Source organism: Dokdonia genika, assembly GCF_042652845.1.
Taxonomy (GTDB): Bacteria; Bacteroidota; Bacteroidia; order Flavobacteriales; family Flavobacteriaceae; genus Dokdonia; species Dokdonia donghaensis.
The window spans coordinates 158,533-170,897 of the sequence record NZ_JBHSHB010000014.1 but is presented as its reverse complement, the minus strand read 5'-3'; the positions used below and the strand labels follow the sequence as shown (position 1 = coordinate 170,897).

The following is a 12,365-nucleotide window of genomic DNA, read 5'->3' as shown; positions in this document are numbered from 1 at the left end:
TTTTTTATGCTTTTTAATCTAAACAAAGCTCACACTCGCAGTGCATAATTTAAGGAGCTCAAACTACTAAGCAAACGTGCTCTCACAAATGACAGCACAATCCGTATGAGAAAGTCATATAAACGCCCTAAAACTGCTCAAAGGATATTTTTTTTAAGGCAATAATGCGCTTTCGCGAAAGCGCATAAAAAAATCGCCTTAGATATACTCTAAGGCGATTATATATTAAATATAGCTTTCTATTATTTAAGCTTCTTCTTTACAGCTACTTCTTGGAATGCTTCTATAACGTCATCAAGCTTGATGTCATTATAGTTTTTAATCTGCATACCACAATCGTATCCTTTTGAAACTTCCTTTACATCATCTTTAAAACGTTTAAGGGCAGCAAGCTCACCTGTATAAACTACTACACCATCACGTATAAGACGTATGTTTGAATTTCTAAATATCTTACCATTTGTAACCATACAACCTGCAATTGTACCAACTTTAGATATCTTAAATGTCTCACGTATCTCAGCCGTACCTGTAATCTCCTCACGCATCTCTGGTGATAACATTCCCTCCATCGCATCTTTAAGATCATTGATCGCATCATAGATGATAGAGTATGTACGGATATCGATTTCTTCCTTATCTGCTACCTGTCTAGCATTACCTGCTGGACGCACATTAAACCCGATTATAATCGCATCTGAAGCTGAAGCAAGCAATACATCACTTTCTGTAATAGCTCCTACACCTTTGTGTATAATATTTACAGCTATCTCCTCTGTAGATAATTTTTGGAAACTATCTGTAAGTGCTTCTACAGATCCATCCACATCACCTTTAAGGATAATATTAAGTTCTTTAAAGTCTCCTAGAGCAATACGTCTACCTATCTCATCAAGTGTGATGTGACGTTGTGTACGCACGTTCTGCTCACGTTGCAGTTGTGTACGCTTAGTAGCAATATCTTTTGCCTCACGCTCATCTGTCATTACAACAAACTTATCACCTGCTTGTGGCGCTCCATCTAGTCCTAAAACAGATACTGGAGTAGAAGGCCCAGCCTTCTTAATTTTCTTACCACGCTCATCGTGCATCGCTTTTACTTTACCAGAGGTAGTTCCCGCTAGTAAGTAATCACCCACTTCAAGCGTTCCTGCCTGTACAAGAATTGTCGATACATATCCTCGACCTTTATCTAAGAATGCTTCTACAACCGTACCATTTGCATTTCTATCTGGGTTTGCTTTAAGCTCTAAGAGCTCAGCTTCAAGTAATACTTTCTCAAGTAATTCTTTCACTCCCGTACCTTTCTTTGCAGATATTTCTTGTGATTGGATTTTTCCACCCCAATCTTCTACAAGAAGATTCATTTGCGCAAGTCCTTCTTTAATCTTCTCAGGGTTTGCCGCTGGAAGGTCAATTTTATTTATTGCAAAAACTATAGGCACTCCTGCCGCCTGAGCGTGAGAGATTGCCTCTTTAGTTTGTGGCATTATATCATCATCTGCAGCGACTACAATAACAGCAATATCTGTTACTTGAGCACCACGAGCACGCATCGCCGTAAAGGCCTCGTGACCTGGAGTATCTAAAAAGGCAACTTTTTTACCATCTTCTAGTTGCACACCATATGCACCTATGTGCTGTGTTATACCTCCACTCTCGCCTGCAATTACATTTTCCTTACGGATGTAATCCAGTAACGATGTTTTACCGTGATCTACGTGACCCATAACGGTTACAATAGGAGCTCTTTCTACTAAGTCTTCTGGAGAATCTTCAACATCTTCTATTGCATCTTCAAGATCTGCAGTTACAAACTCTACAGAGTATCCAAACTCATCTGCAACAATAGATAATGTTTCTGCATCTAGACGCTGGTTCATCGTTACCATCATACCCAGTGACATACACGCAGATATAATTTGTGTTACACCCACATCCATCATTGTAGCTACTTCACTTACTGTAACAAACTCCGTTACTTTAAGGATTTTGCTTTCTGCATCTTGTTGAGCTAGATCATCTTCTGTCTTTTGACGGTGCTGATCCCTCTTATCACGACGGTATTTTGCTCCTTTACCTTTATTAGACTTTCCTTGAAGTTTTTCAAGAGTCTCACGTATTTGTTTTTGTACTTCTTCTTCTGTAGGCTCTGCCTTAACAACACGCCCTCTACCCTTTCCAGAATTACCACGGTTGTTGTTATTATTGTTTCCGCCACGGTTATTTCCTCCCGGCTTACCTCCACCTGTACCTGGTTTTGTAATACGACGGCGACGTTTTTTCTTATCGTCTGAAGATGATTTCTTTTCTGGCTTCTTAAACTTAGAAAGGTCAATTTTTTGACCTGTGAAGTTAGGTCCGTCCAGTTTTTTATAGTCAGTCTTGATAACTTCATCACCTAAACCCACTTCTTTTTCTGGAGCATCAGCTTTCTTAGGCTCTTCCTTTTTAGCCGCAGGAGCCTGAACTTTCTTTGCTTCTTTTTCTATAGGAGCAGCTTGTTTTGGCTTTTCTTCTTTTTTCTTTTCTTCTACAGCAGGTTTTGGAGTAGGTTTTACCTCCTCTTTTACAGGGGCTGCAGAAACTTCTGGCTTTTTAACCCCTTCCTTCTTGACCTCTGGCTTTTTCTCTTCCTTAACAGGTGCTGGTTTTCCAGATCCCTTTGAAAGATCGATTTTCCCTACTTGCTTTGGTCCATCTAACTGTGCTTTAGCTTTAACGACCTCTTGCTTTTTAGGCGCTGCTGCTTTCGCTTCAGCTTTTGCCTCAATTTCTACTTCACGAGCGGCGCGCAATGCTTCCTTCTCCTTTTCTTTTGCCTCTGCAACCTCCTTAGAAGCTACTCTCTTGTTGGCATCCGTTTGAAACTCACCCGAAAGCACCTCGTAAATTTCAGTCGAAATTTTCGTAGTCGGACGTGCCTCTATCTCGACACCCTTAGAATTTAAAAATTCTACGGCACGATCAAGAGAAATGTTCAATTCCCGTAATACCTTGTTTAATCGCATTGTTGCTGCCATAAACTGCTCTAAATTATTATCTATACCTACTTTACTATTGCGAGTAGGATACTTTATTCTTCAAATTCTTCCTTGAGGATACGCATCACATCAAGTACTGTTTCTTCTTCTAGATCTGTACGACGTACAAGATCACTTACTTCTTGCTCGAGTACACTACGCGCTGTATCTAGCCCTATTTTTCCAAAAGCTTCGATTACCCACGCTTCTATCTCGTCTGAGAATTCTGTAAGCTCGACATCTTCTTCTACACCTTCTCTATACACATCAATCTCATAACCAGTAAGCTGGCCAGCTAGACGTATATTATGACCTCCACGACCTATTGCTTTACTTACCTCTTCTGGCTTAAGCACTGCTTGCGCGGTCTTATTTTCTTCATCTATCTTAATACTCGTGATACGAGCAGGACTTAAAGCCCTAGTAATATATAAATTAAGATTAGTCGTGTAATTAATAACATCAATATTTTCATTACCCAACTCTCTCACGATACCGTGTATACGAGATCCTTTCATACCTACACAAGCCCCTACTGGATCTATACGATCATCATAAGAATCTACTGCTACTTTTGCCTTTTCACCAGGGATACGCACTACATTTTTAACAGTAATTAAACCATCAAACACTTCTGGTATCTCTGACTCAAACAACTTCTCCAAAAACAATGGAGATGTTCTAGACATAATAATTGCAGGCTTATTACCCTTAAGCTCAACGCTTTCTATTACCCCACGTACATTTTCTCCTTTTCTGAAAAAATCTGAAGGTATCTGGCGGTCCTTTGGTAATATAATTTCGTTTCCATCATCATCAAGCAATATTATTGCTCTGTGACGTATATGGTGAACCTCTGCTGTATACAAATCACCTTCTAGCTCTTTAAACTGCTTGTATATGTTTGTATTATCGTGCTCGTGTATTTTACTTATTAAGTTTTGACGTAGTGCCAAAATAGAGCGACGGCCTAAATCTATAAGCTTCACCTCTTCTGATACATCTTCACCTACCTCAAAATCTTCTTCAATCTTACGTGCATCTGTTAATGAGATCTCTTCATTATCATCTTCCACCTCTCCATCTGCAACAACCACACGGTTACGCCAGATCTCTAGATCTCCTTTATCAGGGTTTATAATTATATCAAAGTTATCGTCACTTCCAAAACGTCTCTTTAACGTACTTCTGAACACCTCTTCTAAGATGGCCATTAGGGTCACACGATCTATTAATTTATCGTCCTTAAATTCTGAAAAAGAATCGATTAACGCTAAATTCTCCATATCAACTTTTGTTAAAATTTAATCATCACTTTTGCTTGCACTATCTCACTATAAGAAATCGTTTCTGTCTTTTGAACAGTGACTTTCCCCTTTCCAACAGGTTTTGGCTCTCTTGTTTTCCAAGTGAGCGTTACATCTGTATCTGTAGCATCGGTCATTAATCCTTCGATTTTTGTCCCATCCTCTTTCTTAACCTCAAGATGCCTTCCTACATTCTTTTTATACTGCCTAGGTATAGCCAAAGGGCTTGTAGCACCAGCAGACATTACCTCTAAAGAAAAATCTTCTTCTTCCCTATCTAGGTTATGCTCTACCTTGCGACTCACTGCAATACAATCTTCTACCTTTACACCATCATCTCCATCTATGATAATTTTAACCTCGTTATTCCCTTGAATATCAAGACTAATCAAAAACAAATTAGGATTTTCATCCAGTGCCTCTTGTAGTAAATTGGTTACTTTTTCCTTCAACATATAAGCCTATAAAAAGAGGGGACCGCTGTCCCCTCTGTATTCACTGCGTCTTTCAACGGTGCAAATATACTATAAATTATCCGTTATTAAAAGCCTTAATAGCTCCCTATTATTTTGTAGATTTAAGAGACCCTTCTTTTAAAGTATTTAAAGCCATATAACTAGCCCGCAAGGCATAGCACTATGGTATTGTTTAACTATAAACTATGCTCTTATGATCAAAAAAATACTTGTACCCACAGACTTTTCAGAACAGGCCGAAAATGCCCTAAGAGTTGCAGCAGATCTTGCAAGGAGACACAAGGCCTCCATAAACCTTCTTCATATGGTAGACTTACCTATGCAACTGGTAGATGCTGTGTCTGGACAACAAAGCGATTTACCAGAAGCTATTTTCTTTATGAAACTCGCACATCAAAAATTTGAAGCAATGATGAATGCTCCATATCTAGATGGTATCACTGTAGAAGAAACTGCCGAGTTTGATGGAGCCTTTGAAGGCATTATGGACTACGTAAACAAATACGAATCAGACATAATCGTGATGGGATCCCACGGCGATAGTGGCTTACACGAATTTTTTATAGGCTCTAATGCTGAGAAAGTAGTAAGAAACTCAAAAGTGCCCGTTCTTATTATTAAACAAAAGCACGAATTGTTCAAACTAGACAAGTTTGTGTATGTATGTGATTTTAAAGAAGAAAATCATACTGCCTTTAAAAAAGCAGCTGCTTTTGCTCAAGATAGCGACATAAAACTACATATGCTTTACGTAAATACCCCGAGCAACTTCCAGACCACACACGACATAGAAGAGGTAATGAAAGAATTTATGGCAAAAGAACCAGACATTAAAAATTACTCACTCAATATTTATAATGACAATAGTGTTGAGAGTGGGGTTCTCCATTTTGCCGAAATGATTAATGCAGGAATTGTAGGCATAGGCACTCACGGCCGAAAAGGACTCTCTCATTTTTTAAACGGCTCCCTAAGCGAGGGGCTTGTAAACCACGCCAAAAGACCCATCATTACTTTTAGAATTTAAATCAATACTTAATTATTATACATCAAGACACTTTCACTCACTATGAAGGTGTTTTTTTATGCTTTCGCGAAAGCGTAATTACACCACATAAATGTGTTAACTAATTGCTAATTAGCATTTTATTACGATTTTACAAAGAGAGATGTGAGTACTTTTAAACAAAATATTGGTTATGAACAGATCATTAAAACACACCGTTCTCACAGAGTTGCATAATCTTATAGATTATAGTTGCAAATCACACCCTAGCCAACCTGTAGATTTTACAAGTCTTCACAAAGCACTTATTAAAAAATATTTCCAAGCAGAGGCAGTACATTTTGAACCACAAAATCAAGTTGTTATCCTTGAATTAATGGTAGACAGTGCTCTTAAAGAGACTGCACGCGTTCAAGTCCCTGTAGATTACAGAAGATTTAATGAATTTTTAAAGTCGTGTATAGAAGATACGCATAGCTCATTACGCTTTTATAAAAATATGCTCACTTATTACCACGTGATACAGCCACTGTCTGCATAGACCTTTTGTCAGACAAGCCGCACGAATAACCGATTAATTTCCCCAATTTATTTCGTGATTATTGAAATAAAAAAACCCGACCTAATAAAAGGTCGGGTTTTTAAGTTGGCCCACTAGGTCTCGAACCTAGACTCTTCTGTACCAAAAACAGACGTGTTGCCAATTACACCATAGGCCACTATGTTTTTTCAATAGCGAGTGCAAATTTAAAGGAAAGTTTTACATTCACAAACATTATTTAAAAAAAAATGACTCATTTTTAAAAAAATGTTTGTGATGGCCCTGAAAACTCGTGATAACCAGCTATAAATGAATCTCAGAGCATAATTGTTAAAATTTCAAACATTCATTTTTATGAAATAATTAATGCCACCACTACGTTACCACAAATCAGGGGTATTGCTTAACTTCGTCCCTTTACAAAATATAACATAATGAGCGACTTCAACTTTGCGAAGTATAATAAGATTTTAGGGTGGACCGTATTTGCCATTGCCCTTATAGTATATTCTCTTACCGTAGAGCCTACGGCTAGTTTTTGGGACGCAGGAGAGTACATATCTACCTCGTCAAAACTTGAGATAGGCCATCCACCAGGAGCGCCTCTTTATCAAATACTAGGAGCCTTTGTTTCTATTTTTGCTCCAGACCCAACTTATATAGCGCTTGCTGTAAACTACCTGTCTTGTTTAAGTAGTGCATTTACCATACTGTTTATGTTCTGGTCGCTTACTTTGCTTCTTACAAGAACGCTCACAGAAGAAAAGGAACTTCTCACAAAAACTAAGCAGCTTGCCATCCTTGCAAGTGCAGCTATAGGATCACTAGCATTTACATTTACAGACAGCTTCTGGTTTAATGCCGTAGAGGCAGAGGTTTATGCACCTGCTGCAGTTGTACTATCCTTACTATTCTATCTTGGGTTATTATGGGAACGTGATATGCACAAACCCCGTGGTAACCGCTGGCTCATACTTATCTCATTTATTGTGGGACTCTCTTTTGGGATTCACTTTATGGGATTACTCACCATACCAGCAATAGGTCTTCTTTACTTTTTTAAAAATACAGAAAAGGTTACCCCAAAAAACCTTCTTATCGCGCTAGTTATTGTGGTAGCCATATTGATGTTTATTTTCAAACTACTGCTTCCTTACACTCTATCTCTTTTTGGATACCTAGAAGTATTCTTTGTTAACTCTATAGGGCTTCCATTTAATAGTGGGACTATTATTGCTGGCTTACTTCTAGTAGGATTGTTTTATTATGGGTTAACGCTTTCGCGAAAGCGTAACAAACCCCTCATACATACAATGCTGTTATGTATGTTATACATTTTTATAGGATTCTCAAGCTGGATGATGCTTCCTATACGTGCAAATGCAGGAACAACTATAAATGAGAATAATCCTTCTAATGCACGATCACTACTCTCTTACTATAATCGTGAGCAGTATCCAGAAACAAAACTGTTTTACGGACCACAGTTTACAGCAGACTATGCAGGGCTAGATCCAGATACGCCCTACCTAGACAAGCCAAAGCTTTATGAAAAAGATGAAAAACTAGGCAAGTATGTAGTTGTAAACCAGTGGCGCAATGCAAAGCAAAATCTTGATGATGCACATAGTGCCATTTTACCGAGAATGTGGAGCCCAGAAAATAATGCAAACTATATGCAGTATACAGGGCCACTTAAGTTTAGTATTAAGTACGACCCAAATATGTCTGAAGAAGATCGCCAGTATCTTCAAGATGTCGTAACTCAGTTCAAAATAGACTTTAGAGAAGGTAAAGTAAACTATGAGGGATATGATGCCTTCTTAAAAAGCCAGATAGGTCAATATCTCGATGTAGAAAAACCATCTTTTGGTGATAATATGAACTATATGTTCAGCTTCCAGTTTGGGTATATGTACTGGCGCTACTTTATGTGGAACTTTGTAGGTCGCCAGAACGACATCCAAGGTAAAGGTGATGACTTTAACGGTAACTGGATTTCTGGTATAGACTGGCTGGATGGTATCTTTTTAGGACCGCAAGAAAACCTACCGTCTGATGTTGAGAACAACAAGGCACGCAACACGTACTACTTCTTACCATTATTATTAGGATTACTAGGTCTACTCTTTCACGCAAGTAAAGACTGGAAGCGCTTTGCAGTGTTACTCGTGTTTTTCTTGTTTACAGGCCTTGCCTTAAAAGTATACCTCAACGAGCGTGCTTTCGAACCTCGTGAACGCGACTATGCGCTTGTAGGCTCCTTTTATGTGTTTGCAATGTGGATAGGTTTTGGTGTTTATGCCCTCTTTGATATTGTAAAAGATTTTATAAAACCTAAAATAGCAATGCCTATTGTGGCTGTAGTATGTTTACTAGCTGCACCTGTACTTCTAGCATCTCAAAACTGGGATGATCACGATCGTTCTGGCAGAAAGACAGCGCTAGCTATGGCTAGAAAATACCTAGACTCTGTAGATGAGAATGCCATCATATTTACCATAGGTGATAATGACACCTTTGCCCTATGGTATGTACAAGAGATAGAAGGCTATCGTACAGATGTGCGTATTGTAAATACAAGTTTAATAAACACAGACTGGTATTTTGACCAGATGAAGCGCGCAGCTTATAAAAGTCCACCGGTGCCTAGCACCCTCACTCACGACAAGTATGCGGCAGATAATAGAGAGGCCTTGTTTTATCAAGAGACCAAAGACTCCATTATCCCAATCGCACAATGGATGAACTTTATCGCAAGTGACGACCCAAGGACTAAGGTTGAGTATGCAAAAGGACAGTTCTTTAATACCTTCCCTAGCAAGAAAATAAGAATCCCAGTAGATAAGGAGTCTGTACTTAAAAACAAGATTGTCCCTGTAGATGATGCAGATGAGATTGTACCTTACATAGACATCGAGTTAAGTGGCAATGTGCTTTATAAAAACAGACTGCTTATGCTAGATATTATAGCAAGTAACAACTGGGAGCGTCCTATTTACTTTACGGGTGGAAGCTTTGGTGATGATGATTACTTATGGATGAAGGATTACCTGCAGCTAGATGGTGTTACCTACAAGCTCATCCCTATACGCACACCTATAGACCCTCGTAACCCTTATGATATGGGTCGCGTAGATGCAGATAAGATGTATGACATTGTAAAGAAATGGTACTGGGGTAATAGCGGTAGTCCAGACATTTATCACGATCGTGAGACGCGCACAAACGCAATTACCTACAGAGGTAATATGGCACGTCTAGTAGAGCAATTACTAGCCGAAAATAAGCCAGAAAAGGCTAAAGAGGTTATGGATCTCGCGATGGAAAAAATGCCAGTAGACATCTTTGAATTCTACACACTGGTTGAACCTTACATCACAGGCTATTATGAGATAGGAGAAAAGCAGCGCGCTCAAGCCATATGGCAAGAAGTAGCTGCAAAATACCAAGAACAACTCAAATACTTTAGCGCGCTAGATGCAGAGCTACAATACAAGTACTACGAAGAGATACTTACAAACATTGAGAAGTATAGAAGCCTTGTAGACCTACTTATCATAAATGATGATAGAGAACTCTTTGAAAAAGAGGCTCAAATTTATGACAACTATATGCGCTCATTCCCCTATCTACTAGGAGATGATGAGGAGCCAGAAAATGGTGCTGTAGTAGCGCCATTAGAAACTGTACCAGCAACGGATGGTGCGATTAATGCTGACTCAATTATAGAGGAGTAGATATATTAGCACGTGTACTTAAAACTGTCCAGAGTCCCAGCATTCCTTAAGTGGTTATATCCACAATGGTATGTTTGGGACAAAAAGACTAGTAAGAAAACGGTCTATCTCACTTTTGATGATGGCCCGGTACCGGAGGTGACAGAGTTTGTTTTAGATACGCTTTCGCGAAAGCGTAAAAACCCCATTCCCGCTACCTTTTTCTGTATAGGTGATAATGTACGGAAGCATCCAGAAATTTTTAAACGCATATGCCAAAGCGGTCACTCCATAGGAAACCACACCCAGCATCACTTGAATGGTTGGAAAACAAACACAGACGCATATATAGATAATGTTAGGCTCGCCGAAGAGGAAATATCGACATATCTGCCTAAGACAATAAACACCCCTACTACGCCGCTCTTTAGACCTCCCTACGGAAAGATAAAACGCAAGCAAGCTAGAGTCTTAAAAAAACTTGGTTATACAATTATAATGTATCGCGTGATTGCCTTTGACTGGGATGCACATACTTCTCCAGAACAGTGTCTTGATAATGTAATTAAGAAGGCAAAAAATGGAGATATCATCGTTTTTCACGACAGTGTAAAAGCCTTTAAAAATATGAAATATGCACTACCGCGCGCTATAGCTTATTTTGAAAACGCGGACTTTACTTTTGGAAGGTTAGAATAATCTAAGAGGCATATTCTTGCATAATACCTATAATGGTATTTGCATCTAGCTCACCACTCTGGCGCCATATCATCTCGCCGTTTTTATAGATAATGAGCGTAGGCAAGCTTTTGATGCGTAGCGCATCTGCTAGTTCATTGTTCTTATCTACATCTATTTTTATGACTTTACCCTTATCTCCTACTGCCGCAGCAACATCTCTTAGTATAGGATGCATTGAGACAGAGTCTTCATTCCACTCCGTATAGAAGTCCAGAAGCACTGGAATATTAAGGTCAATAAGTTCACCAAATTTTGACATACCCTACAATTTTAATTAAACAATCAGGGGTTTCAAGCTTCGTAAAGATAGTATATTCTCCTTACTATGCGTTTTTACCACTTTTTTTCAACTCTATAACAGTTATCTCTGGCCAGATTCCTACCCTACCAGGGAAAGCTAAATACCCAAACCCTCGGTTTACATTTATGTATTGCTTTGCATCTTCATAAATACCTGCCCAGTACTTGTAACGCCACTTTACAGGGCTCCACTTAAACCATCCTGGTATCTCAATACCAAACTGCATACCGTGGGTATGACCGCTTAGTGTAAGGTGAAAATGCTCTGGGTGATCTTTTACCTCATACTCCCAGTGTGATGGGTCGTGACTCATCAATATTTTAAAGTCATCTTGAGCAAGTCCAGAGATTGCTTTATTAAGATCTCCAGCTTTTTTAAATCCGCCTTCACCCCAGTTTTCTACACCTACTATAGCGAGACGTTGCCCATCTTTTTCAATATAATGATGCTCATTAAGGAGAAGCTTAAACTCCATCTCTTTTTGAATTTCTTTAAGTCTATCAAGATTTGCAATCTTAGCTTCTGGCGTAGGCCAGTCTATGTAATCACCATAGTCGTGATTTCCTAAAACAGAAAACTTACCGTCACGTGCTTTGAGTCTTGCAAAGGTGTCTTTCCAAGGCTCCATCTCTGCCGCCTCATTATTTACCATATCTCCAGTAAATAATATAGCATCACTTGCCTGCTCGTTTATTAAATCTATAGCGTAGTCTAGCTTTTCGGCATTATCAAAACTACCACTATGCACGTCACTTATTTGAGTAATCTTATATCCATCAAACGCTTCAGGCAAATCATCAAAACTGAGTGTATACTTAAGCACCTTAAAGTTATAACGACCCTTGATTACACCATACAAAATAGATGCAAAAGGTATCGCTGCTAGACCCAGTGCAATCTGGCTTACAAACTTACGTCTGGATGGAATTGCACCGCCCTGTGTATTTCCAGTAAGCTTATTGAGGCCTCCCTTTATAAGCCTGAATATATCCTCACCAAACATTGTCGCGATAATGACCAACTTACAAACTATCAAAATCACAAAAGAGACAATAAAGAACTGTGTAAGCGTGCTCATATTGCGCCTACCTCCTGTAGAGAATTGATAAATCATCCCTCCTATTATAAATAAGGTGATAAGAAAGTATAGTATCGTACCCCATCTTCCTTTTACTAAGAATCTGAATGCTTGGTAGGCATAAATATCTAGGGCAATAATAAAGGCAATAAAAAATATGAGTCTAAGCACAA

The 12,365-nt window shown here is 38.9% G+C and carries 9 protein-coding genes and 1 tRNA gene; 4 read left to right on the top strand and 6 right to left on the bottom strand.

Annotation, left to right across the window (positions count from 1 at the left end; genetic code table 11):
* Positions 1-242: 242 nt before the first annotated feature.
* From infB to rimP, 3 genes are read right to left on the bottom strand one after another with little or no spacing between them, the layout of a single operon-like run.
* Positions 243-3,023, bottom strand: coding sequence for a translation initiation factor IF-2 (gene infB / locus ACFO5T_RS09165; RefSeq protein ID WP_380033778.1), 2,781 nt, complete (start codon positions 3,021-3,023; stop codon positions 243-245).
* A gap of 53 nt (positions 3,024-3,076) precedes the next feature.
* Positions 3,077-4,309 carry a transcription termination factor NusA gene (nusA, locus tag ACFO5T_RS09160; protein WP_035327153.1) on the bottom strand — a complete coding sequence of 411 codons (1,233 nt, stop codon included), beginning with the start codon at positions 4,307-4,309 and terminating at the stop codon, positions 3,077-3,079.
* An 11-nt stretch (positions 4,310-4,320) separates the two neighbouring features.
* Positions 4,321-4,785, bottom strand: a complete 465-nt coding sequence (gene rimP, locus ACFO5T_RS09155; protein ID WP_035327150.1) for a ribosome assembly cofactor RimP — start codon at positions 4,783-4,785, stop codon at positions 4,321-4,323.
* Between the two features lie 214 nt (positions 4,786-4,999).
* On the opposite strand from rimP, the gene ACFO5T_RS09150 reads away from it, so the two are divergent.
* Both ACFO5T_RS09150 and ACFO5T_RS09145 read left to right on the top strand, forming a co-directional pair.
* Positions 5,000-5,833, top strand: coding sequence for a universal stress protein (locus tag ACFO5T_RS09150; protein WP_380033775.1), 834 nt, complete (start codon positions 5,000-5,002; stop codon positions 5,831-5,833).
* A gap of 172 nt (positions 5,834-6,005) precedes the next feature.
* Entirely contained in the window at positions 6,006-6,353 is a 348-nt protein-coding gene (locus tag ACFO5T_RS09145) for a hypothetical protein (protein WP_380033773.1), read from the top strand.
* A 105-nt stretch (positions 6,354-6,458) separates the two neighbouring features.
* Here the strand turns inward: ACFO5T_RS09145 and ACFO5T_RS09140 are convergent.
* A tRNA-Gln gene (locus ACFO5T_RS09140) sits at positions 6,459-6,531 on the bottom strand.
* Positions 6,532-6,787: 256 nt separating this feature from the next.
* Here ACFO5T_RS09140 and ACFO5T_RS09135 point away from each other — a divergent pair.
* On the top strand, positions 6,788-10,093 hold the full coding sequence (locus tag ACFO5T_RS09135; RefSeq protein ID WP_380033771.1) for a glycosyltransferase family 117 protein: 3,306 nt from the start codon (positions 6,788-6,790) through the stop codon (positions 10,091-10,093).
* Positions 10,094-10,105: 12 nt separating this feature from the next.
* The gene (locus ACFO5T_RS09130; protein WP_380033769.1) at positions 10,106-10,771 is read left to right on the top strand and encodes a polysaccharide deacetylase family protein; all 666 of its coding nucleotides are present in this window, start codon (positions 10,106-10,108) and stop codon (positions 10,769-10,771) included.
* Position 10,772: 1 nt separating this feature from the next.
* On the opposite strand, the gene ACFO5T_RS09125 is transcribed toward ACFO5T_RS09130, so the two are convergent.
* Positions 10,773-11,072 (bottom strand): thioredoxin family protein, encoded by a 300-nt coding sequence (locus tag ACFO5T_RS09125; protein ID WP_035327138.1) that lies wholly within the window; start codon positions 11,070-11,072, stop codon positions 10,773-10,775.
* 64 nt (positions 11,073-11,136) lie between these two features.
* Positions 11,137-12,363, bottom strand: a complete 1,227-nt coding sequence (locus tag ACFO5T_RS09120; RefSeq protein WP_380033766.1) for a metallophosphoesterase — start codon at positions 12,361-12,363, stop codon at positions 11,137-11,139.
* Between the last annotated feature and the right edge of the window lie 2 nt (positions 12,364-12,365).

What these genes read in the sequence shown, in the direction of transcription:
- nusA (WP_035327153.1), bottom strand. Translation starts at nt 4,309, where the DNA reads ATGGAGAATTTAGCGTTAATCGATTCTTTTTCAGAATTTAAGGACGAT.
- ACFO5T_RS09150 (WP_380033775.1), top strand. Translation starts at nt 5,000, where the DNA reads ATGATCAAAAAAATACTTGTACCCACAGACTTTTCAGAACAGGCCGAA.
- rimP (WP_035327150.1), bottom strand. Translation starts at nt 4,785, where the DNA reads ATGTTGAAGGAAAAAGTAACCAATTTACTACAAGAGGCACTGGATGAA.
- infB (WP_380033778.1), bottom strand. Translation starts at nt 3,023, where the DNA reads ATGGCAGCAACAATGCGATTAAACAAGGTATTACGGGAATTGAACATT.
- ACFO5T_RS09125 (WP_035327138.1), bottom strand. Translation starts at nt 11,072, where the DNA reads ATGTCAAAATTTGGTGAACTTATTGACCTTAATATTCCAGTGCTTCTG.
- ACFO5T_RS09135 (WP_380033771.1), top strand. Translation starts at nt 6,788, where the DNA reads ATGAGCGACTTCAACTTTGCGAAGTATAATAAGATTTTAGGGTGGACC.
- ACFO5T_RS09145 (WP_380033773.1), top strand. Translation starts at nt 6,006, where the DNA reads ATGAACAGATCATTAAAACACACCGTTCTCACAGAGTTGCATAATCTT.